Origin of the sequence: Nocardia sp. NPDC004860 (assembly GCF_040609015.1) — a bacterium.
Lineage (GTDB): Bacteria > Actinomycetota > Actinomycetes > Mycobacteriales > Mycobacteriaceae > Nocardia.
Genome location: NZ_JBEXJI010000055.1, coordinates 1 through 22,654, shown reverse-complemented (window position 1 = coordinate 22,654; position 22,654 = coordinate 1). Strand labels below are relative to the sequence as shown.

The window sequence follows — 22,654 nt, the reverse complement described above, 5'->3', positions numbered from 1 at the left end:
TCTTCTACAAATCCCATATAAACCGCCCGTTCCCAATATTTTTTCGCTGGCACCGGGCCGCTTTTCAGGGGGTTCGGGGGCGAAGCCCCTGAGAGCTACGAGAGTTGTTCTCCCACTCAGAAGTTGATCATATGGCCGGCCAGGCCGTGGATCGCTTCCTGGAGGGCTTCCGACAGGGTCGGGTGGGTGTGGACGTTGCGGGCCAGTTCGTTGACCGTGAGATCCCACTTCTGGGCCAGGGTCAGTTCCGGCAGCAGTTCGGAGACATCGGGGCCGATGAGGTGGCCGCCGATGAGCTCGCCGTACTTGGCGTCGGAGATGAGCTTGACGAAGCCCTGCGCGTCGCCGAGGCCGTGCGCCTTGCCGTTGGCGGTGAACGGGAAGGTCGCGACCTTCACGTCGTAGCCCTCGTCGCGGGCCTGCTGCTCGGTGAGACCGAAGGAGGCGACCTGCGGCTGGCAGAAGGTGGCGCGCGGCATCATGCGGTAGTCGCCCAGCGACATGGTCTCGGCGCCCGCGATGGTCTCGGCCGCGACCACACCCTGCGCCTCGGCGACGTGCGCGAGCTGCAGCAGGGCGGTGACGTCACCGATGGCGTAGATGCCGGGGACGTTGGTGCGCATGTACTCGTCGATCGCGATGGCGCCGCGGTCGGTGAGCTGCACGCCGGTGTTCTCCAGGCCGTAGCCCTGCACGCGCGGCGCGAAGCCGACGGCCTGCAGCACCTTGTCCACGGTGACGGTCTCGATCGCGCCGGACTTGTTGTCCTTGATCGACACGGTGACCTTGGAGCCGTCGTCCTCGATGGACTGCACGGCCGCGGAGGTGGTGATGGTGATGCCGAGCTTCTTGTACGCCTTGGTGATCTCCTTGGAGATGTCGGCGTCCTCGTTCGGCAGTGCGCGGTCGAGGAATTCGACGATGCGCACGTCCACGCCGTAGTTCTTGAGGACGTAGGCGAACTCCATGCCGATGGCGCCCGCACCCACGATGAGGATGGAACCCGGCAGGTCGCGGGTGAGGATCTGCTCCTCGTAGGTGACCACGTTGGCGGACAGCGAGGTGCCCGGCAGCAGCTTGGTCTCGGTGCCCGCGGCGATGATCACGTTGTCGAACGTGATGTCCTCGGTGCCGCCCTTGGTGAGCGCGACCGAGAGCGACTTCGGGCCGGTGAAGGTGCCCTTGCCGTCGAACTCGTCGATCTTGTTCTTCTTCATCAGGAAGTGGACGCCCTTGACCCGGCCGTCCGCGACCTTGCGGCTGCGGTCGAACGCCGCGCCGAAGTCGAAGGTCGCGTTACCCGAGATACCGAAGGTCTTCGCTTCCTTGGTGAAGATATGAGCCAGCTCCGCATTGCGCAGCAGTGCCTTGGACGGAATGCAGCCCACGTTCAGGCACACGCCACCCCAGTATTTCTGCTCGACGATCGCTGTTCGCAGGCCGAGTTGAGCGGCACGGATCGCGGCGACGTAACCGCCGGGACCAGCGCCGAGAACGACGACATCGTAGTGGGAAGTCACGGCATCGAGACTAGACCTGTTGCCGGGACCTCACTCAGCCATCCCCCGCCCGCGTGAGACGGGGAACACGTGAGAGAGGTCACGCCCGCGCTCTGGATGCGACCGCTCAGTCCGTCGCGCCCGGCGGACCGGCCGAGATCTCCGACGGTCGGTTGATCCCGCCGGACCCGCCGCGGCTAATCCCGCCAGACCTGCCGCGCCACGCGCGCGAAATTGCCGCCGAAGACGGCCGCCCGGTCGGCGGCGGAGAAGCCGCGCGCGGCCAGCACCTCGTCCAGCCCCCGCACCCCGGACGTGCCGAGCAGGTCTTCCGGTGGCGCCCACTGCAATTGGCCGTAGCGCGTGTACTCCTCGGAATAGCTGTCCGGATTGCCGGCCAGTTCGGCGTTGAAATCGTCGGCGTCGAAGGAGTAGTCGGAGCCGATCCCGATGTGCTCGATGCCGACCAGTTCCGCGCCGTAGGCGATGTGGTCGGCCATGGCCTCGATGCGTCCGGCCCCGTCGGCGGGTTCGTTGCGGCCGAGGAAGATGCCGACCCCGTTGATACCGATCACGCCACCGGTGGCCGCGCACGCCTTGGCCTGGTCGTCGCCGATATTGCGCGGATGCGCCCACAGCGTCGCGAAATTCGAGTGGCTGTAGATCATCGGCACGGTCGTGGTCTCGGCGATGTCGAGTCCCGTGCGCCGCGAGCAGTGCGACCCATCGGCGAGCACCCCGACCTCGTTGAGCGTGCGGATCAGGTCGCGGCCGTAGGCGGTGAGGCCGGTGTCGTCGGTGTCGAGGCACCCGCAGCCGGCCGCGTTGGCGTGGTTGTAGGTGGGCAGCAGCGAGCGCAGCCCCAGTTCGTGGAACAGCTCGACATTGTCGAGATCACCCCCCAGCGGCCCGCAGTCCTCGAGATCGAAGGCCAGCGCGAGGGTGGCGTCGGTCTCCGCGGTGGGGACCTGCGGCCAGGCGTCCTCGATGCTGTGCACCAGCCGGAATCGGCCGTCGGTCAGGGCATCCCGCCGGAACTGGGTGACCAGCTCGAGCGACTCGCGGGTGGATTGCGGCGCGTAGCCGATATTGACCGAGAGGTACGAGCCCAGTGGGTACCGCGTCAGCTCGGTGAGGTCCGCGGTCGGCAGCAGCGGCAGGCAGCAGTGCTGTTCCCACAGCCGGGGCTCATGCGACACGCCGAGGCCTCCTGGATCCGATCGGTAGCGAAACCGCAATCCTACTGACCGTGCGGCGGAGTGCCCGGCAATACGTTCGCGACCGGCGAACGCGCGCCTCGGCAACAATGTGGGCATGACCGGTGTTGGACAGGGAGTGACGGATCCCTACCTGTGGCTCGAAGAGGTCGAGAGCGAACGCGCCCTGACCTGGGCGGAAGAACGTAATGCGGTGTCCAGGGAGCGGTTCGCGTCCTCGGAGCGCTTCACCGACCTCGAGGCGCGCGTGCTGGCCATGCTCGACACCGACACCCGCATCGCCTATCCGGGCCGGCGCGGCCCGTGGCTCTACAACTACTGGCGCGACCGCGAGCACCCGAAGGGCCTGTGGCGGCGCACCACCTTCGCCGAGTACGCGAAGGACGAGCCGGACTGGGAGATCCTCATCGACCTGGACGCGCTGGCGGCCGCCGAGGGCGAGAACTGGGTCTGGGGCGGTGCGGCGGTGAAGCGGCCGGAGCAGCGACGCGCGCTCATCAGCCTCTCGCGCGGCGGCGCGGACGCCAAGGTGGTCCGCGAATTCGATATCGAGGCAAAGACTTTCATCGCGCCCGAGGACGGCGGCTTCCATCTGCCCGAGGCCAAATCGGACTTCGCCTGGATCGATCACGACACCCTGTACGTGGGCACCGATTTCGGTCCCGGCTCGCTGACCGACTCCGGCTATCCGCGGGTGGTGAAGCGCTGGCGGCGCGGAACCCCGCTGGAGGCGGCGGAATTCGTGTACGAGGGCGAGGTCACCGATGTGGCCGTCTCGGCGGGCTACGACCGTACCCCCGGCTACGAGCGGCACTTCCTGAGCCGCGCCACCGACTTCTTCAACGAAGAGGTCTACCTGCTGGAGTCCGACGGCACGCTGCGCTTCATCGACGTGCCCACCGACGCCACCGAGACCTGGTACAAGCGGTGGCTGCTGGTGCGGCTGAAGTCGCCGTGGGAGGTGAACGGCGCCACCTATCCGGCCGGTGCGCTGCTGGCCGCCGACTTCGAGGCATTCCTGTCCGGCGCACGCGATTTCGAGGTCCTGTTCACCCCCGACGCGCACACCGCGCTGCACGGCTACGGCTGGACCGAGAACCACCTGCTGCTGGTCACGCTGGAGGATGTGCAGACCAAGCTGTACGTGCTCACCCCCGGCCCCGACGGCTGGACCCGCGAGCCGCTGGCCGACACCCCGGCCATGGCCAGCACCAGCATCATGAACCTGGACCGCCTCGACGGCGGCGACGAATTCATGCTCTCCACCAGTGGTTTCACCCGCCCGGCCACGCTGATGTCGGGGTCGGTGGGCAGCAGCGTGGAGGTGCTCAAGCAGGAGCCGGGCTTCTTCGACGCCGACGGCATCGTGACCGAGCAGTTCTTCGCGCAGTCCGACGACGGCACCCAGATCCCGTATTTCGTGATCCGCCACCGCGATCGTCAGGGCTCCCCGGGCCCGACCGTGATGTCCGGTTACGGCGGGTTCGAGGTCTCCCGCACCCCCAGCTACAGCGGCATGGTGGGGATGGGCTGGCTGGAGCGCGGCGGCACCTACGTCATGACCAATATCCGCGGCGGCGGCGAATACGGCCCGGAATGGCACACCTCGGTGCTGAAGGCCAACCGGCACAAGGCCTTCGAGGATTTCGCGGCCGTGGCACGGGATCTGGTGGCGCGCGGCATCACCACGCCCGGGCAGCTGGGCGCGGTGGGCGGCAGCAATGGCGGCCTGCTCATGGGCGTCATGCTGACCCGGTACCCGGAGCTGTTCGGGGCCATCGTGTGCCAGGTGCCGCTGCTGGACATGCAGCGCTACCACCTGCTGCTGGCGGGCGCGTCCTGGATCGCCGAGTACGGCGACCCGGACAAGCCGGAGGAGTGGGAGTACCTCGCGAAGTACTCGCCGTACCAGAACACCAGCCCGGACCGGCAGTATCCGCCGATCCTGCTCACCACCTCCACCCGCGACGATCGCGTGCACCCCGGCCATGCGCGAAAGATGGCCGCGCGCTTGGCATCCGAAGGCCACGACGTCTGGTACTACGAGAACATCGAGGGCGGCCACGGCGGCGCGGCGGACAACAAGCAGTCCGCCTTCCAGGCGGCGATAATCTACGAGTTCTTCACCCAGCAGCTGATGGACTGACCGCTCGCGAGGAGCCGACGTGGACCCACTGGACGAGCTGATCGAGACCACCGCCGCGGCCACCGGGCTGGAACCCGACGACGTCCGGGCCTTCGCCGCCACCGCCCACCGGCGCGAATATCCGGCCGGCGCAACCCTCTTCCACGAGGCCACCCCGCGGGAGTGGGCGGGCATCGTGGTCGAGGGCGAGGTCCAGATCATCTCCGGGCTCACCGGTCAGGAGATCCAGCTCGCGCGCCTGGGTCCCGGCAGCCTGGTGTCCGAGGTCGCGCTGGTGGACGACACCCCGCACACCGCCAGCGGTCGCACCCGCGACGGGGCGGTGGTGCTCGTGGTGCCCCGGGCCACCCTGCGGGAACTGGCCGGGCAGCACCCGGATCGCTACTACCGCATCGTCGCCCACGTCGCCGGGCTCATCGCCCACCGCATGCGGACCGTCTCCGAGCGGCTGGCGGCGGCGATCGCGGCTCAGCAGCCGCTGGGCGGCATTCGCACCGAACACGATTCGCTCGGCACCCGGGAACTGCCCGCCGAGGCGTACTACGGCGTGCAGACCCTGCGCGCGATGGAGAACTTCCCGATCTCGGGCGTGCAGCTGCGCCGGTTCGGGCACCTGGTGTCCGCGCTGGCCTACGTGAAGAAGGCCGCCGCACTGGCGAACGCGGAACTCGGGTCGATCACGCAGGAGAAGGCGACGGCCATCATCGGCGCCTGCGACGAGCTGCTGGAGCCCGGCAGCCCGGCAGCGGTACGGCTGCGCGAAGACTTCATGGTCGACATGGTGCAGGGCGGCGCGGGCACCTCGACCAATATGAACGCCAACGAGGTCATCGCCAACCGCGGCCTGGAGCTGATGGGGCATCGCAAGGGCGAGTACCGCTACCTGCACCCCAACGACGACGTGAACTGCTCGCAGTCCACCAATGACGTCTACCCGACCGCGGTGAAGCTCGGCGTGTACCTGTCACTGCAGGACGCCGCCGCCGCATTGACGGAACTGCGGAATGCCCTGCAGGCCAAGGCGGTCGAATTCGGCGACGTCATCAAGATGGGCCGCACCCAGCTGCAGGACGCCGTCCCCATGACACTGGGTCAGGAGTTCGGCGCGTACGCGGTCATGATCGGCGAGGCCATCAGCCATCTGCAGCGCATCGGGCAGGACCTGCTCGCGGTGAACATGGGCGGCACCGCCATCGGCACCGGCATCACCAGCCCTCCCGGCTACGCCGACCTGGTGACCCGCAATCTCGCCGAGATCACCGGGCTGCCCATCCGCCAGGCCGAGAACCTGGTCGAAGCCACCCAGGACTCGGGCGATTTCGTGGCGGTGTCGGGCACCCTCAAGCGCGCGGCGGTCCAGCTGTCCAAGATCTGCAACGATCTGCGGCTGCTCTCCAGCGGCCCGCGCGCCGGCCTGGGCGAGATCAATCTGCCCGCGGTGCAGCCGGGTTCGTCGATCATGCCGGGCAAGGTCAACCCGGTCATCCCGGAAGTGGTGAACCAGGTCTGCTTCCAGCTCATCGGCTACGACATGACCGTCACCATGGCCGCCGAGGCCAGCCAGCTGGAATTGAACATGGCCGAACCGATCATGGCCTACGACCTGCTGATGGGCCTGATGATGCTGCGCAATGCGGCCATCACCCTGACCAGCCGCTGCATCACCGGCATCACCGCCAACCGGGAACACTGCCGGGATCTGGTGGCGCACAGCATCGGCCTGGTGACCGCGCTGGTGCCCAAGCTCGGCTACGAGCAGTCGGCGGCGATCGCCAAGGAGGCGTTGCGGACCGGCGGCAGCGTCTACGACCTGGTGCTGGAGCGCAGCGCCCTGACCAAGGAAGAGCTCGACGAGCTGCTGAGCCCGGAGAAGATGACCGCGCCGCGGTCGCGCACGCTCTGAACCGGCCCGCGAATCAGCGGTCCCGGAGCCACTTTTCGACATGGTCGAGGGTGGATTCGGGATCGCTGATCCAGCCGTTGTGCCCGAGCGGGTCCGGGTTGTGCCAGGTGGTGATGTCGGCCTCGGACAGCTTGGCGAGCAGCTGCCGCGCCGACCCGCGCGGGGTCAGCTCGTCGCCGGTCATGGTGATCGACAGGACCGGCAGTTTCAGCCGCCCGATGCGCTCCTCGTAGTCGATATCGGCTCCGGCGGGCTGGAATCGGCCGGTGCGGGCCAGCCGCGCCCAGTCGGCGATCAGCGCCTTCGACTGCCGTCCGAAGCCGCCCGCGGTGATGGTGTCGCCGGGCCAGAACCCGGCCAGATTGGCGGTCAGCGACAGCGCCGCGCTGCCCACCGCGGCCAGGCCGGTGTAGCCGCGGAAATGCGGCGTGCCGGAGGCGATGAGGATCAATCCGCCCAGCCGCCCGCGGATCCGGGAGGCGTACATGACGCCGAGCTGGCCACCCATGCTGTGCCCCAGCAGGTATGGCGTGCTCTCGGGGAACCGCTCGCGCACCACCTCGAACATGGCGGGGAAGTCCATGGCCACCAGTTCCTGATAGCCGTGGGTGCTCGGGACGCCGGGTTTCGGCCTGCTGTCTCCGTTTCCGCGGATCTCCAGCAGCGCCACATCGAAACCCCGGTCCGCCAATGGCTTCCCGAACAGCGAGTAGTACTCCCCCGGGACACCCAGGCCGGGCGCGATCACCACCACCGGCCGGGGGCTGTCGGCCGTAATCGGATGCCGGTGCGGGCCTTTCGCCGGTATCAAGCGCACCGGCACCGTCGTCCCGTCGGGCATCTGGATGGGCACGGTCTCCATGATCGGCACGCTACCCGTAAAGGTCGCGCCCGTCCGCGAGGCAGCGGACGGGCGCGAAAACGGGTCGGTGGTTGGGGGTTCGGGCCTCGGTTGACGGAGGTTCGGACCGGGTCAGGCGCTGACGGCGCCCATGATGATGCGGCGTAGCACCCGGATCACGTCGTCGAGCGGCTGGCGCGGTTCCGAACCGCTCCAGGCGTCGACCACGTAGTTCACGGCGCCGATGATGGCGAGCACGCGCATTTCGTAGTCACCGGGGGGGATTTCACCGTGCAGGGCGGCATCTTCGGCGGCGCTGGCCAGCAGCGCGCCCCAGGCGCGCCGCAGTTCCAGACGGAACTTCTCCACCTTGGGTCCCGCCCCGACGACTTCGACCAGCGCGACCCTGGCCTTGCGCGGATCTCGCCCGATGGACTCGATATAGGCGCGTACGGCGGCGTCGATGATGTCGATGGCGCTGGCGTCGGAGTGCTCGGCGATGGTGGCCGCCACGGCTTCCCGGGATTCGCGATCGATCTGCTCGTAGAGCTCGAGCAAGAGCGATTCGCGTCCGGTGAACTCCTCGTAGAACTGTCTCGAGGAGAGACCGGCGTCCTTGCAGATGGCTCCGACAGAACTATTGGCGTATCCATCGCGCGCGAACACCGTGAGCCCGGACTCCAGAAAACGCGCACGACGCTGCCGCTGCCGGTCTTCTACGGGCTGCCCGGCGTACATTCTTCCCGCGTTCGTTTCCTGTGACATTGCGCCAGACAATACCGAAGGGCCCGATCCCCTCGTCATGGATCGGGCCCTTCGTTTGAACCTTCGACTTACCGCGCGATAGCCGAAAGATGGCTCAGTGACTTCGGGCCGGGCGGCGCACCCGAGACGGTGGGTATAGGCAGGGGAACCGTCCCGGGTTCGGGACGCGGGTCCGGGGGGAGAGACTCGCGGCCCGATGTCGCATTGACCCGAAAGTCACTGATCGTTTGCCGTTCAACACGATACAGAGCAGCCGTACTGGACGGAATACTTTTCTAGGATCTTTTTAGTATTAATTTGTCGGACCTCTCGCGATGCCCGGCCGGACCAGGGCGGGAGCACTCGATGCGAGCGGAGTACCCAGCGCGTTACCCACTGACACCGGGCGCGAAACCCGTCGACACGGGCATAAAAAAGGACCCGATCCCCCCGTCGGAGATCGGGTCCTTGCACATCACCCCGGCTTCCGCGCAGTAGCCGAAAGATGGCGCTCGCGTAGCTACTTGGCGGAAACGCTCGAGGAGCCGGTTGCCAGCAACTTGAGAATGGTCTGAACGAGAACATCCGAAAGGAAGTTCGCCATGGTGGTGCTCCGATCCGCCGGGGTGCCAGTGCTTTCACTGACCGTTTGCTCTCGGCACGATACCGATCCGGTACCCACGCAGGGAAGATTTCCGATGAACTTTCTAGAACTTTTTTGAGAGAGCCCTAGATTAGGCCGGGACCTCCGGCTCGCCCAGGGTGAGCATGAGCCGGTTGGCCCACGAGAACGAGGCGGCGGACAGCACCAGATCGTGCAGCTCGGCGGCGTCGAAACCCAGCTCTCGCAGCCGCTTCAGATGAGCGGCGGACGCGCGCGGCGGATTGGCGGCCAGCGCGTCCACGAAATCGATGACGGCGTCCCACCTTTCGTCGATCCGCACCTCGTTGCCCTCGTCCAGCAACCGCTGCACATCAGCGACACGCTTGGACAGCGCAGAAGTGAAACGTGAGTGAACGGATGCGCAGTACTCACACCCGTTGCGCCGGGAGGTAACGGTCGCCGCGAGTTCGCGCTCGGCCCGGGTCAATCCCCCTCGACCGTAGAAGATCGCTCGATCATTCGCGCTGCGGTGCGCCAGCACCTCGGCATTGCGCGCGAGTAGCCGGAAGTAGGGGCCGACGCCGCGATCGCCCTCGAGCAGGGGACGCTGCAACTCATCGGCATCGGCCAGCACGATGGGCTCCACCCACGGCACCCAGTCCAGCTGCTCCTGGGTGAATCCACTTGGCCGCCGGGATGTTTCGACACTGCGCACCTCGCGCCCGGGCTCACTCATCATCCGCTCCGATCAGTCGCAGCCCGGCCAGCAGCCGGACCTGGAAGTGCACGAACCCGATGAGCTGCGCCACCGTCACGATGTCGCGCTCGGACAGGCCGGCCGCGGCCAGCGCGTCGATGTCCGCGCGGGCGAGGGACGCCGGCGCGGAGGTCACCCGGGCGGCGTGCCGCAGAATGGCGGCCAGCACCGGATCGCCCTCCGCCGGAGTGGTTCCCAGCGCCGCGTAGTGCGCCGCCAGCTCCGGCGCGCCGGCCAGCTCGGCGACGGCGACCGCCGCCGCGATCAGCCGCTCCCGCCCGACGCTCGCGGTAGCCGGGCCGTCGAGCAGCGCCTCGAATACTCCCTGCGAGTGTTCGATAACCTCCGGGCGTGTCGCGCGCACCGCGCGCACCGATTCGGCTCGCGCACCCAGCACGGCATCGATGACATCGGCGCGGCGGCCCCCTGCGCCACCGCGCGAGCCGGGCGGGTCGGCGGTGGCGGAAGCAGTTCTTCCGGCCACTTCCGTTGCCGCGGGTGGCGTGTCGTCGTAGGCGGTGGATGCCTCGGTCACCGGTTGGTCCTTTCGTCGGGTCGCCAACCCAGTTGCGGCGCGACCTTGGTGGCGATGAGTTCGATGGAGCGCAGGGTGGCGGCGTGGCCCGGGTCGACCGGGTGCGCCTGCACGATGAAGTCGGTGGCGTGCCGCAGCGCCGCGTCCTCCGACAGCCGCGCCACCACCTCGTCCGGGGTGCCGATGTAGATGTCGCGCAAGACCTCGTCGACGGATTCCGCCACTTCGGGTCCGCCGTTGCGGCCGAGCTGATCCAGGAACCGGGCCGCTCCGCGCTCGGCGAGGCCGACCGCCTCGTCGTGGTCGTCGGCCACGAAAACGCCCCGGGACGCGCCGATTCGCGGTTCGGCGCCCGCGCGCAGCGCGTCGAGGTAGGCGTCGACCAGTGGCTGCTGGATCTCCCAGAGGGTGGCGTCCGGCGCGGCCGGATCACGCGGCTGGGCCTTCGACAGCAGCAGTCCGTCACCGGCCCGCCCGGCCCGGCCCGCGCCACCGGCCGAGAAGGTGGCCTGCCACAGGCGGTCACGCAGGCCGGCGGCCGGCGGGTTCAGCCCGCGGTCACCGACCAGCGGCGTACCGTCCAGGGCCGCGGCCAACCGCGCGAGCTTGTTCGCGTACACCGACTGCCGATCCGCGCCGGCCAGGTCGAACAGTTCGAAGGCGTGCCGCGACCCGCCCGCGCCGAACCCGAGCTCGAGCCGCCCGCCCGACAGCTGGTCCAGCACCGCCGCGTCCTCGGCGACCCGGATCGGATCCTCCAGGGCCAGCGTCACGATCGCGGTCCCGAAACGGATGCGCGGGAAGCGGGCGGCCGCGTGCGCGAGGAACACGAACGGGGACGGCAGCCCGCCCTCGGCCGGATCCAGGTGATGCTGCGCCACCCAGGCGGTGTCGTAGCCGAGCCGTTCGGCCAGCCCGATCTGCTCGAGCGCCTGCCGGTACACCGTGCCCGCGTCCTGCGCCGGATCGGTGCGGACCAGGCGGGTGAAGAAGCCGAGCCGTTGCGGAGTCATGTGGTCACCTTTCCGAGGTAGGCGTCGCGCACCGCCGGATCGCCGACGAGTTCCGCGGCCGGGCCGTGCAGCACGATCCGCCCGCCGCGCAGCACATTGGCGGTGTGCGCGATGCTCAGGGCCAGCTCCGCCTGCTGCTCGACGATCAGGATGGCCAGGCCCAGCTCCCGATTGAGCCGGGCGATCTCCTCCAGCACCCGATCGACGAACAGCGGCGACAATCCCATGGTGGGCTCATCCATGCAGATGAGGCGCGGTTTGCTCATGAGCGCGCGGGCGAAGGCCAGCATCTGCTGCTCGCCGCCGGAGAGCGTGCCCGCTCGCTGGGCGCGCCGCTCGGCCAGGCGCGGGAAGTGGTCGAACAGCTCGGCGGCGCGCGCGGTCAGCACCGCGCGGCGCTCCTTACGGATGTAGCCGCCGACGAAGAGGTTCTCCTCGACGGTCATGGCCGGGAAGACGCGCCGGGCCTCCGGGACCGAGGCCAGCCCGGCCCGGATCCGCGCCGACGGGGGCGTCGCACTCACGTCCGTACCGTCGACGCGCACCACGCCCGAGGACGGTTTCAGCAGGCCGAGCGCGGTTTTCATGGTGGTCGACTTGCCCGAGGCATTGCCGCCCAGCAGCGAGACGATCTCGCCGGGCCGCACCCGCAGGGAGACCTCGTCGAGCGCCCGGGACGGGCCGTAGTGCACCACCACCCGGTCGAATTCGAGGATCGGCGTGGCGTTTTCGTCGAATTCAGACATCCGCGCCGACCTTCCCGCCGGCCCGGCTGCGCCCGAGGTAGGCCTCGATGACACGCGGATCCGCCAGCACCTCGGCGGGCGTGCCCTGGGCGATGATGCGCCCCTCGTCGAGCACGAGCACCCGGTCGGACAGGTCGTGGACCAGGTCCATCTTGTGCTCGACCAGCAGCACCGTCTGGCCCTGGGCCTTCAATGCGGCCAGCTGCCTGCCGATTTCGGCGGTCTCGGTCTGGTTCATGCCCGCGGCGGGCTCGTCGAGGAGCAGCAGGCCGGGTTCCGCGGCGAGCGCCCGCGCGATCTCGGTCCGGCGGCGATTGGCGTAGGACAGCGTGTAGGTCGCATGGTCGGCACGCGGCGCCAGGCGTTCCTCGAACCGCGCGAGCTGCGCGTCGATCCGAGCGGCCGACGCCCGCCGCTCGGCCCGCGCCGCCGGTGTCGGCGCCAGCGCCACGCCCAGTTCGGCGAGCAGCGAAATCCATTTCAGCACCGGCACATTCGCCAGCACACGCAGTGGCCGCGCCGCGCGCAGCGTGGGCTGCAGGCCGACATCGACGTTCTCGCGGACGGTCATGTTGCCGAACACGCGGCCGTTCTGGAAGGTCCGGGCGATGCCCGCCGCGGCGGCCGCCTCCGGGCGGCCCGGTCGAATCCTGGTGCCGTGCACCAGGACTGCCCCGGCATCCGGCTTCAGCACGCCGGAGATCAGATTGACCGTCGTCGACTTCCCGGACCCGTTGGGCCCGATGATCGAGACGAATTCACCCGGCGCGATGGCGAATTCGACCCCATCCACGGCTCGCACGCCGCCGAAGGAGCGGCGCAGACCGGTGACCGTGAGCACGTCAGGCGTTGACCGGGACACGATTCCTCCTCACCAGAATTCCCTGGGGCCGGAACCGCACCACCAGCAGCAATACCAAGCCGTACAAGACGATTCGCCACGACGGCGCCAGCCGGAGCAGCTCCGGCACCCCGATCAGCACCACCGCGCCCAGCACCGCGCCATAGGGCGAGGCGGTGCCACCCAGCACCAGGATGGTCACCACCAGCAGCGACATCGGCAGGTTGAACACCGTCGGGTCGATGTAGGAGTACTGGTGGGCCAGCAGCGCACCGCCGATGCCGGAGAAGAACGCCGCCACCGCGAAGGCGAGCGCCTTGTAATCGCGCACCGGCACCCCCGCCGAGCGGGCGGCCACCTCGTCGGCCCCGATGGCCCGGATGGCGATCCCCAGCCGGGACCGCTGCACGCCGACGATGACCGCCAGCACAATGGCCAGCACCACCAGCTCCAGCCGGAAAGTCTGGGTGTGCGTGGTGAATTCGTACCCGAACAGACTGGGCGCGGGAATCCCGAAGATGCCGTAGCTGCCACGCGTCACCGGCTCCCAGTTGCGGATGATCGCCACCGTCACGATGCCGATGCCCAGCGTCGCGATCGCCACATAGTGCCCGCCCAGCCGCCACAGCGGCGCGGCCAGCACCGAGGAGGCCACGGCCGCGACGAGGCCCGCGGCCACGATGGCGGGCAGGAAGGCCCAGCCGTGCGACACCGTCAGCACCGCCGAGGTGTACGCGCCGATGGCTATGGGCCCCGCCTGCCCGATGGCCAGCTGTCCCGCCGACCCGGCCACCAGCGTCATGGAGACCGCGATGATGGCGTAGGCCAGGATCTGGGTGCCCACCGAGATGCCGTAATCATCCGCGATCAGCGGAATCGCCACGCCCGCAACGGCGAACGCGATCAGGGCATGCCACCAGCGCACCCGCGGTTCCCGTCCCGACCCGAGGAAGGTGCCGGTCATGGGCTCGGATTCGATGGCGGGCGGCCGGGCGAGCAAGCCGCCGGGCCGCAGCACCAGGAAGATCACCAGCAGGCCGAAGGTGATCAGATCCCGGTAGCCGTCACCGAACCAGTAGATGCCGAACGCCTCCACCAGCCCGAGCACGAAACCGCCGATGACCGCGCCCGGAATCGACCCCAGCCCGCCGATGGTGGCGGCCACGAATCCGGTCATGCCGACGATGCCGCCGCTGGTCGGTGAGATGTTCGAGTTGTAGAGGCCGACGAAGATGCCCGCCAGCCCGCCCAGTCCGGAGGCGATGGCGAAGGCCAGCGACTGCACCCGGCCCACGCCGATGCCCATCTGCGCGGCGGCGTCCGGGTCCTGCGCGGTGGCGCGAATGGCCAAACCGTGACGGCTGTAGCGCAGGAAGGCCCACAGTCCCGCCATCACCGTGAGGGTGAGGGCGAACATGACCACATCGGAGGTGCCGAACCGCACCCCGCCGGCCCGGAAGTTGTTGGTGGGCAAGACCTGCGGGAAGGGCCGGGTGTCGGGTCCGAAGACCAGGGCGACCGCGTTCTCGATGATCAGCCCGACCGCCACCGTCGCCAGCAGGGCGGCAATGGCGGGGGCCCGCCGCAGCGGCCGTACCGCCAGGATGTCGATGGCGACACCGACCAGCGCCGTCGCCGCCACCACCGCGATCAACGCGGCCCACCACGGCACGCCGTGCTGGGCGATCAGCCACCAGCCCAGCACCGAACCGAACGCGAAGATCGAGCCGTGCGCGAAGTTGATGACATTGCTGACCCCGAAGATGAGGGTGATGCCCACGGCGATGAGCGCGTACGCATTGCCGTGCACCAGACCCGCGATGAGCGTGTCGAACATCTATTTGGCGCTTCCGACCGGCACGAATTTGCCGCTGCGCAGTTCCAGCTCGATCGGCTTCACGCCGCTGGGCCGCCGCGTCTGCTGGTCGAAGGCGAAGGTGCCCAGTCCGATTCCGTCGAAGTCCTTGATCTCGCGCAGGCCCTTCAGCACGCCCTCGCGGGTGGCGCCGCCGGTCTTGGCGGCCTTCACCAGCACGTTGAGCGCGTCGTAGGCGTAGACGTTGAAATCGCCCGGGTCCGTGTTGAACTTGGCCCGGAACCTGGTGACGAAGCTCTGGATCCTGGGACTCGGATCCGACGACGTGAAGACGCCGTTCACGATGTCGCCCTCGGCTGCCGGACCGGCCAGATCGATGAACTGCGGGGTGTTCTGGCCGGCGAAGAGCTGCCCGGTGAACCCGACATCACGCAGCTGCTTGACCACCAGCGCACCGTCCGGGCCGTAACCGAGGTGCACGAAGGCGTCCGGGTTGGCGTCGCGGCCCTTGATCAGCACCGGCCGGAAGTCCTGCGAATCCGGCAGGATGGCCGAGGAGTAGGCGATCTCGATGCCCTTCTCCTTGGCGAACTGCTCGAAGAATTTGAAAGCCTGCTTGCCCCAGTCTGTTTCGAGGTAGACGACGGAGACCTTCTTCGCCTTGGACCGCACCCACTCGGCATTGCGCTCCATGTACACGTCGAGCGTGATGGAAGGGCTCCACGAGTAGTCGCCGCCCTTGGTGAAATCCACCGAGGAGTTGGTGAACCCGTACTGCACCAGCTTGCCGCGGTTGTACACCGGAGAGGCCGCGATGGAGGCGGGCGAGGAGAAGTCGCCGAGCTCGGCGATGATGGACTTGTCGCCCACGAACTTGGTGGCGATCGGCACCGTCTGCTTCGGATCCGACTGCGAATCCTCCCATTTCAGCGCGACCTTCTTGCCGTCGATCCCGCCCGCCGCATTGATCTCGTCCAGGGCCAGGTCGAAACCCTGCTGCCAGAGCCGCCCGTACTCGGCCGACCCGCCCGTCTTCGGGCCCGACACCCCGAAGTACACGGTGTCCGACTTGCTGTCCGACGACTCGTTCCCGCACGCCGACAGCAGCCCCGCCACCGCGGTCGCCGCCGCCACACCCACCAACACCCGGAATCCACGCGAACCGGACCAGTTCCTGCTCATTGCTACCTCTGCACTCGTGCACCGACACCGCGCCGGGGCATGGGGACTCGACCGCGACCGCCGAAGGCGTACGGTGCGGGAAAGAGAATCGCCCGGATGGAATTCGGGCGCTGGGCCTCAGCCGTTGGCTGGGCGGCATCCAGACATGGACCTGTGCTCCTTCGACTAGCGCTTGCGGGGTCCGCGTGGACGCCGCCTGGTCGTCACCCGGGGCACCCCACCGCCGTGCGAGGGTTGCCGATCAGCGAGCCGGGGCTCGAACATGCTGATACTCGTGACCGTGGGCAGAACGGTAGCCGCGGCCACCCCGCGCCGACACCATTCGAATCACCCTGATGCCAACGATCCGTCCCGCATCGACGAGAGGAAAGCCCTTGCCACCCCTGCAAATTGCCGTCTGCGGCCCCAGCACCTGCACCGACACCGAGTCCACGGCCGCCCGCGAGGTGGGCCGGCTGCTGGCCGCTGCGGGTGCGACCGTGCTGTGCGGCGGCGGTTCCGGTGTGATGGCCGCCGTCGCCGAAGGCGCTTCCGGCGCAGGTGGACTCGTCCTCGGCATCCGTCCCGGCACGGATCGTGACGCGGTCTGCCCGGGCCTGTCCGCGGCGATCTATACGAATATGGGCGAGGCCCGCAATGCGATCCTGGTGGCCTCGGCCGATGCGGTCATCGTCATCGGCGGCTCGTGGGGCACCCTGTCCGAGCTGGCATTGGCGAACCACCGCGATATTCCGGTCGTATCACTGCGGGGCTGGCAGGTGCGCGATGCCGACGGCCACGCGGTCGACGCCTCGATCCCCGCCCTCGACCCCTCGCACGCCGTGGCCCTCGCGCTCGCCCCGCCGATCTATCCGTGAGCACCCGCACCGCTCCCGGCCGGTGCGCCGAGAACGGTTGCGAGTCAACCGGTTACGCGGCGAGGTGGGCGGCCAGCCAGCACGGGAACTCGGTCAGATCGCCGAGCACCACATCCGCGCCCGCGGCCGACAGCTCCTCGGCCGCATAGGGCCCGGTGGTCACCGCCACCGACACCGCGTCGGCCACCTTGGCCGCCCGCACATCGCCGAGATGATCCCCCACATAGATCGAGGCCCCGCGCTCCCGCAGCACCTCGCCCTTCTCCTCCGCCCAGGCCCCGCCGACCAATTCGTCGACCGCCAGCCCGAGATGATCGAGATGCAACTGTGCGTGCGGCCCGTTCTTCGCCGTGATCACCAGCACCCGCCCACCGGCCCGATGCACCGCCGCCAGCGCGTCCACCACCCCCGGCAGATGCTCCGCCGCGTGCACCGCCAGATCCGGATACAACTCCCGGTACATCGCGACGATCCCCGGCACCTCGTGCTCCGGAAACCACTGCGCCGCCTCGTGCGCCAGCGGCGGCCCGAGCCGCGACACCACCAGCTCCGAATCGATCGCCACCCCGGTCCGGGCGGCCACCGCATCCCACACCGCCGCAATCCCCGGCCGCGAATCGATCAGCGTCATATCCAGGTCGAACCCGACCACCAGCCCACCGGCGACTGCACCCGAACGATCAACACCCACCCCCAGACCCTACGACCCACGTCCACCCGCCCGACCACTGCCACACCCGACCACCGTCGCACCCACTCAGAACCCGTGCACAGCGCGATGCCCACCGGCCACGCCGACCCGACCGGTGCGGCCCGGGCGCTGAGTAGGCCGGCACCAGCCCGGGCTGCGGCATTCATGGGATCCGGCAGGCCGTTCCGTGACGACCCGGGCAGCAGGCTCACCCGGGACGGAAAATCGCGGGCATGTCCGTTGCGTCCCGAATTAGGCTCGGGTGCATGCCAAGTGATCAGGGAACGCTTTTCTGTGGGACGGAGCTGGCGGCGCGGATCGAGCGGGTCGAAGCGGAACTCATTGCGAAGGGCAGTGCGGCGGCCGCGGACCGGGTGGGAGTCGATGCGGGGTTCGTCCTACCGGTGGCGGGCGGCGTGGCGTCGTTCGCCGAGGACGGGTCTCCGCTGAACAAGGTTGCCGGGCTCGGATTCGCGGGGATACCCGAGCCGTCGGAACTCGACGAGATCGAGCGGTTGTTCGCGGCACGGAAGACGCCGGTACAGGCCGAGGTCTCGCAGCTCGGCGATCCGGGTGTCGGCGAACTTCTCACCGCGCGCGGTTATCTGCTGGTGTCGTTCGAGAACGTGCTCGGGCTGGAGCTCGGCGGCGAGCGTGCCGCGGTGGTCGCCGACGGTGTCGACGTGAAACCCAGCGGCGAGGACGAGTTCGACGCCTGGCTGGAAGTGGTCGCGGAGGGGTTCGCGCATCCCGACGCCCAGGGTGTGGCGTCGCACGAGGAATTTCCGGCCGATGTCATCGCCCGGGCCATGCGGGATCTCACCGGCGCGGCGGGGATGCGGCGGTATCTGGCCCGGCGTGACGGGCGGGTGGCGGGCGGGGCGAGCATGCGCATGTCCCAGGGCGTCGCCCAGCTGACCGGCGCGGCAACCGATCCCGCGCATCGGCGGCACGGGGTGCAGTCGTCGCTGCTGTCGGTGCGCCTCGCCGAGGCGACCGCGGCTGGCTGCGATATCGCGGTGGTGACCACCCAGCCCGGCTCGAAGTCCCAGCAGAATGTGCAACGGCTGGGCTTCGGGCTGCTCTACACACGGGCGATCCTGGTCAAGCCCTGATCGGCCCGGTCGTGCCCTGATCAGCCCGGCAGCCGATGCGCGGCAATCGGTTTCAAGTGTTCGCGCAGCAGGTCGCCGTCGTCGCCGAAGAGCTGGGCGTCGGTGTCGACGGCGGTCTGCACACCCTGGCCGGCCAATTCCCGTCCGGCGGAGGTCAGTTCGATGCGCAGGACCCGGGCGTCGGCCGGATCGGCGTGACGGAGGAGCAGGCCGCGCTCCTCCAGCCCCCGAATCACCTTGGACGCCATCATCCGATCCGAACCGGACATGTCGGCTACCTGCTGCTGGGTCGGCAGCTCGCCCTCCCGGCTCAGCCAGCCCGCCGAGGCGAGCAGGTTGAACTGGGTGGGGGTGAGGCCGAGCGGGCGCAGATTGCGCTCCAGCGTCGCCCGCCATTCCAGCGCGGCGTGGTGCAACCAGAAGCCCGGGCTCATGAGCGGTCCCCGCGGCACGCCACGCGCCTGCCGCGAAGTTCCCGCCCGCCCCGATGATTCAGCCACGCCGTAGCGCCTCCTGCTCCAGTGCCGCGAAGGTCAGCGGCATGTCCGCGCGCATGGCCTTCTCCCAGACGAGTTTGAACAAGGGCCCGAACAGCCCGTGCACCTCGACATTCTCGGCCACCCGCACGGTGCCGTCGCCGAGGGCCCGGTAGGTGCGATGGCCGCGCAGCTTCCCGAACGGAATACCCGCCTCACTGGTCCACGACTGTCCCGGCTCCACGGCGACGATGGTGAACGGCCCCGCCGGCGCCCCCTTCGGCTTGACCCACCCGGTGGTCCCGGCCGCGAATTCGCCGTCGATGCGGGACTTCTCCTCGTGCGGGTCCCATTCCGACCAGCGGGCCACATCGGTGGCGACCGCCCAGATCTTGTCGATGTCGCCGGTGATCACGGCCTCTTCGGTGAACGAGTACATCATGACTGCCATCTCCCCTCGGGAAATTCTGTTGTTGCGACAACAGTAACCGTAGTCGCGACAACAATCAACCCTTCCGGGTATTCGATGGCCGCACATGACAACGGGGCCCGGTGACGGACGGCATCGATATGCCGCCGCCACCGGGCCCCGGTCACCCCTTACGGGGCGAGGGCGTAGCCCAGCGGACGCGTGGTGAACGTGCCCCGGCCCTGTGTGCGGCCGCGCAAACGGGTTGCGTAGCCGAACAATTCGGCCAGCGGCACCGTGGCCGTCACCACCACGACGCCGGGGCGGGTGACCGAGCCGGTCACCCGGCCGCGCCGGGCGGCGAGGTCACCGAGCACCGCGCCGACATGGTCCTCCGGCACGGTCACGGTCAGCTCCACCAGCGGCTCCAGCACCGCCATGGCGCTGGCGCGCAGGGCTTCCCGCAGCCCCAGGCGGCCCGCGGTGCGGAACGCCGGCTCCGACGAATCCTTCGAATGCGTCGCGCCATCGGTGAGCGTGACCCGGACCCCGGTGACCGGATGACCCGCGAGCGGGCCCTCCGCCAAAGCGTCCCGGCAGCCGGCTTCCACCGCGCGGACGAACTCCGCCGGTACCCGGCCACCGACCACCGTCGACTCGAACTCGAATCCCGTTGCCCCGGGCTCGGATTCACGCAGCGGCTGCACATCGAGCACGATGTGCGCCCACTGCCCGGCCCCGCCGTCCTGCTTGGCGTGCCGGTAGGTCAGGCCCCGGACGCCGCGCACGACGGTCTCCCGGTACGCCACCTGCGGCCGGCCCACGGTCACGCTCAGCCCCCGGTCGCGGCGCAGCTTCTCCACCACGACCTCGAGGTGCAGTTCGCCCAGTCCGGCCAGCAGGGTCTGCCCGGTCTCCGGGTCGGTCCGCACCGTCAGGGACGGGTCCTCCTCGGCCAGCCGGGCCAGGGCCGGCGCCAGCTTCTCGGTGTCCGCGCCGGTCCGCGCCTCGACCGCCACCGACACCACCGGCTCGGTGAGAGCCGGCGGCTCCAGCAGCACCGGCGCGTCCGGCGCACACAGCGTCGCGCCGACCCGCACGGCCTTCGGGCCGACCAGCGCGACGATGTCGCCTGCCGCCGCGGCCTCGACCTCCGCGTGCCGATCCGCCTGCACCCGCAGGATGCGCGCGACCCGCTCGCGACGACCACCGCCCACGTCCACCACGGTGTCGCCCTTCCGCAGGACGCCCGAGTAGACGCGCACGAAGGTGAGCCGCCCGGTCGGCGTGGCATGCACCTTGAAGGCAAGTGCCGCACACGGTTCCGCCGGATCCGCGGCGCGGACGGCGTCACCGGACCCGACCGCGGGCCGGTCCAGCGGTGACGGCAGATACGCGACCACGGCGTCGAGCAGCGGCTCGATGCCGATATCGCGGTAGGCCGCGCCGCACAGCACCGGCACCACCTGGCCGGAGAGGGTGAGCTCCCGCAGCGCGGCGGACAGGGTCTCGGCGGACAGGCCGGAGCGCTCGACGAATTCCTCCAACGCCGCCGAATTCCGCTCCGCCACCGCCTCTTCCAGTTCGCGGCGGCATTGCGCCACCTCGTCCGCGAGGTGATCCGGAACCGGGCCCGCCACGAGGCCGTTCTCCCACGTGAGAGCACGCAGGCGAACCAGATCCACCACGCCGGCGAACGCGTCGCCGGCGTACACCGGCAGCTGGACGAGCACCGGAACCGGATGCAACCGTTCGCGAATCGAGGCGACCGCGGCCCTCAGGTCGGCCCCGGCGCGATCCATCTTGTTGACGAACGCGATCCGGGGCACGCCGTAGCGGTCGGCGCGCCGCCACACCGATTCGCCCTGCGGCTCCACCCCCGCCACGGCGTCGAAAACCGCCACCGCGCCGTCCAATACCCGCAGGGACCGCTCGACCTCATCGGAGAAGTCGACGTGCCCCGGGGTATCGATGACGGTGAGCCGGTGCCCGGCCCACTCGCAGCTCACTGCCGCCGCGAAGATGGTGATGCCCCGATCCCGTTCCTGCGGATCGAAATCGGTGACGGTGGTGCCATCGTGCACCTCGCCACGCTTGTGGGTGATCCCGGTGAGAAACAGCATCCGCTCGGTCACCGTGGTCTTCCCGGCATCCACATGCGCGAGAATCCCGAGATTGCGAACGACTGCCAAAGATTGTCGAGAAATGTTGGTACGCACGGTCATACGTCCTTCGTGCTGATCCGGAACAGAACAGCGCGATTCCCCCGGACAGGGCAGACGCCCCGGGGGTACTCAGTACCGGCCGCGCAGCCGGCACCGAGCCGGCGGAGACACCAGGATCACCTCGAAGCGCGGGCGGGCCACGACGACGTCGCGATGAACGCGCATGATCGGCCCCTTCCTGCTCTCGAGTTCGGCGGAACCTCCCGCTCCGCCGTGCGACCGTACCACTGCAACGTTTTCGGTGTCCCGTGAATTTCCCAGGGGCCCAGTCGAGCTCGGCCGCGCTACATCCTCGGTCGGCGCTACATCGACAGATGCCCGGCATGGATCACGGCCAGATTCGCGACGACCAGGACCGGGAAGGCGACCGCGGCCGTCCGATGTCCCAGCTGCCAGAGCCCGGCGGCCGCACCGCCGAACACCACGACCCTGGTGACCACCGCCGCCACGGGGATCGAGAAACTCGCCTGCGGTGCGGCGAACATGCCCCACAGCACCATGGCGGCCAGGGCGACGCCGCCACCCAGCAGCACCTTGGCGAACCGGCCGCGACCGGTGCGCACGCCCCAGTAGGCCAGTGCGCCGACGGCGACGAGTTCCAGCACGAAGGCGAGGGTCAGGTTGACGGCCGTCCAGGCGGTGGTGATCATATCTGCTCCGAGATCAGTGCTCTCAATTAGGACCAATGATCACTCACCGCGGTTACGGAGTCAAGAGCAGTGCTCTCGCTTTGCGATCGGAGACCGAAATGCCAAGGGCCCCAGGCACTGTGCCAGGGACCCTTGGACGGCGAGGAGAGCGGAGGCGCTGGATTACCAACCCAAAAGAATTAGAAGGAAGGGGCCGCCGCCGCTCGTCACCGAGTGCATCCAGCAGGCAGCCGGTCCAGAACTCCACGCCCCGGCCCACCGAATTACGCGCCGGCCGAGAAATACCCAGAAAACGCAGAAGGCCCCGACCAAATTGGTCGGGGCCTTCGCGAAGGATGTTCCGGCGGTGTCCTACTCTCCCACACCCTGTCGAGTGCAGTACCATCG

General features: G+C 69.0%; 20 protein-coding genes, 1 pseudogene and 1 riboswitch. Of the genes and pseudogenes, 5 read left to right on the top strand and 16 right to left on the bottom strand.

Translation table 11 applies throughout. The annotated features are described in order from the left end of the window. Positions 1-116 precede the first annotated feature (116 nt). Positions 117-1,520, bottom strand: coding sequence for a dihydrolipoyl dehydrogenase (gene lpdA / locus ABZV44_RS45035; protein ID WP_354851406.1), 1,404 nt, complete (start codon positions 1,518-1,520; stop codon positions 117-119). 176 nt (positions 1,521-1,696) lie between these two features. Next, positions 1,697-2,698 (bottom strand): membrane dipeptidase, encoded by a 1,002-nt coding sequence (locus tag ABZV44_RS45030; protein WP_354851403.1) that lies wholly within the window; start codon positions 2,696-2,698, stop codon positions 1,697-1,699. A 115-nt stretch (positions 2,699-2,813) separates the two neighbouring features. Between ABZV44_RS45030 and ABZV44_RS45025 the strand changes: the two genes are divergently transcribed. The 3 genes and pseudogenes from ABZV44_RS45025 (at position 2,814) to ABZV44_RS45015 (ending at position 6,765) form a co-directional block, all read left to right on the top strand. Next, positions 2,814-4,862: a prolyl oligopeptidase family serine peptidase gene (locus ABZV44_RS45025; protein WP_354851400.1), complete on the top strand. Its 2,049-nt coding sequence runs from the start codon at positions 2,814-2,816 to the stop codon at positions 4,860-4,862. A 19-nt stretch (positions 4,863-4,881) separates the two neighbouring features. Continuing rightward, a pseudogene (locus tag ABZV44_RS45020) lies at positions 4,882-5,220 on the top strand (cyclic nucleotide-binding domain-containing protein); the annotation flags it as partial. 120 nt (positions 5,221-5,340) lie between these two features. Then, the gene (locus ABZV44_RS45015) at positions 5,341-6,765 is read left to right on the top strand and encodes an aspartate ammonia-lyase (RefSeq protein WP_354851409.1); all 1,425 of its coding nucleotides are present in this window, start codon (positions 5,341-5,343) and stop codon (positions 6,763-6,765) included. A 13-nt stretch (positions 6,766-6,778) separates the two neighbouring features. On the opposite strand, the gene ABZV44_RS45010 is transcribed toward ABZV44_RS45015, so the two are convergent. The 9 genes from ABZV44_RS45010 to ABZV44_RS44970 all read right to left on the bottom strand — a co-directional run bounded on the left by ABZV44_RS45010 (position 6,779) and on the right by ABZV44_RS44970 (position 15,844). Further along, a complete protein-coding gene (locus ABZV44_RS45010) occupies positions 6,779-7,627 on the bottom strand; it encodes an alpha/beta fold hydrolase (protein ID WP_354851399.1) in 849 nt (282 codons plus the stop codon). Between the two features lie 111 nt (positions 7,628-7,738). After that, positions 7,739-8,371 carry a TetR/AcrR family transcriptional regulator gene (locus ABZV44_RS45005; protein ID WP_245550798.1) on the bottom strand — a complete coding sequence of 211 codons (633 nt, stop codon included), beginning with the start codon at positions 8,369-8,371 and terminating at the stop codon, positions 7,739-7,741. Positions 8,372-9,084: 713 nt separating this feature from the next. Further along, complete coding sequence (locus tag ABZV44_RS45000; RefSeq protein WP_354851396.1) at positions 9,085-9,690, bottom strand: peroxidase-related enzyme; 606 nt, start codon at positions 9,688-9,690, stop codon at positions 9,085-9,087. Next, positions 9,683-10,246 carry a hypothetical protein gene (locus ABZV44_RS44995; RefSeq protein ID WP_354851393.1) on the bottom strand — a complete coding sequence of 188 codons (564 nt, stop codon included), beginning with the start codon at positions 10,244-10,246 and terminating at the stop codon, positions 9,683-9,685. The genes ABZV44_RS45000 and ABZV44_RS44995 overlap by 8 nt, the downstream gene beginning before the upstream one ends. Continuing rightward, a complete protein-coding gene (locus tag ABZV44_RS44990; RefSeq protein ID WP_354851390.1) occupies positions 10,243-11,259 on the bottom strand; it encodes a putative FMN-dependent luciferase-like monooxygenase in 1,017 nt (338 codons plus the stop codon). The genes ABZV44_RS44995 and ABZV44_RS44990 overlap by 4 nt, the downstream gene beginning before the upstream one ends. After that, complete coding sequence (locus ABZV44_RS44985; RefSeq protein WP_354851387.1) at positions 11,256-12,005, bottom strand: ABC transporter ATP-binding protein; 750 nt, start codon at positions 12,003-12,005, stop codon at positions 11,256-11,258. The genes ABZV44_RS44990 and ABZV44_RS44985 overlap by 4 nt, the downstream gene beginning before the upstream one ends. Then, positions 11,998-12,867, bottom strand: a complete 870-nt coding sequence (locus ABZV44_RS44980) for an ABC transporter ATP-binding protein (RefSeq protein WP_354851384.1) — start codon at positions 12,865-12,867, stop codon at positions 11,998-12,000. The genes ABZV44_RS44985 and ABZV44_RS44980 overlap by 8 nt, the downstream gene beginning before the upstream one ends. Further along, entirely contained in the window at positions 12,848-14,683 is a 1,836-nt protein-coding gene (locus ABZV44_RS44975; RefSeq protein ID WP_354851381.1) for an ABC transporter permease, read from the bottom strand. Before ABZV44_RS44975 ends, ABZV44_RS44980 begins: the two co-directional genes overlap by 20 nt. Further along, a complete protein-coding gene (locus ABZV44_RS44970) occupies positions 14,684-15,844 on the bottom strand; it encodes an ABC transporter substrate-binding protein (protein ID WP_354851378.1) in 1,161 nt (386 codons plus the stop codon). A 163-nt stretch (positions 15,845-16,007) separates the two neighbouring features. After that, a riboswitch (SAM riboswitch) is annotated at positions 16,008-16,124 on the bottom strand. Between the two features lie 94 nt (positions 16,125-16,218). Here ABZV44_RS44970 and ABZV44_RS44965 point away from each other — a divergent pair. After that, positions 16,219-16,701: an LOG family protein gene (locus ABZV44_RS44965; RefSeq protein WP_354851375.1), complete on the top strand. Its 483-nt coding sequence runs from the start codon at positions 16,219-16,221 to the stop codon at positions 16,699-16,701. 52 nt (positions 16,702-16,753) lie between these two features. On the opposite strand, the gene ABZV44_RS44960 is transcribed toward ABZV44_RS44965, so the two are convergent. Beyond that, on the bottom strand, positions 16,754-17,392 hold the full coding sequence (locus ABZV44_RS44960) for an HAD family hydrolase (protein WP_354851372.1): 639 nt from the start codon (positions 17,390-17,392) through the stop codon (positions 16,754-16,756). Positions 17,393-17,658: 266 nt separating this feature from the next. Here ABZV44_RS44960 and ABZV44_RS44955 point away from each other — a divergent pair, with 266 nt between their 5' ends. Then, complete coding sequence (locus ABZV44_RS44955; RefSeq protein WP_354851369.1) at positions 17,659-18,507, top strand: GNAT family N-acetyltransferase; 849 nt, start codon at positions 17,659-17,661, stop codon at positions 18,505-18,507. A gap of 20 nt (positions 18,508-18,527) precedes the next feature. Here the strand turns inward: ABZV44_RS44955 and ABZV44_RS44950 are convergent, their stop codons facing one another. The 4 genes from ABZV44_RS44950 to ABZV44_RS44935 all read right to left on the bottom strand — a co-directional run bounded on the left by ABZV44_RS44950 (position 18,528) and on the right by ABZV44_RS44935 (position 22,267). Beyond that, a complete protein-coding gene (locus tag ABZV44_RS44950; protein ID WP_354851366.1) occupies positions 18,528-19,007 on the bottom strand; it encodes a MarR family transcriptional regulator in 480 nt (159 codons plus the stop codon). Continuing rightward, the gene (locus ABZV44_RS44945; protein WP_354851363.1) at positions 19,000-19,434 is read right to left on the bottom strand and encodes an SRPBCC family protein; all 435 of its coding nucleotides are present in this window, start codon (positions 19,432-19,434) and stop codon (positions 19,000-19,002) included. The genes ABZV44_RS44950 and ABZV44_RS44945 overlap by 8 nt, the downstream gene beginning before the upstream one ends. 149 nt (positions 19,435-19,583) lie before the next feature. Next, a complete protein-coding gene (gene fusA / locus ABZV44_RS44940; protein WP_354851361.1) occupies positions 19,584-21,611 on the bottom strand; it encodes an elongation factor G in 2,028 nt (675 codons plus the stop codon). 308 nt (positions 21,612-21,919) lie between these two features. Next, positions 21,920-22,267, bottom strand: coding sequence for a YrdB family protein (locus ABZV44_RS44935; protein WP_354851358.1), 348 nt, complete (start codon positions 22,265-22,267; stop codon positions 21,920-21,922). Positions 22,268-22,654 lie beyond the last annotated feature (387 nt).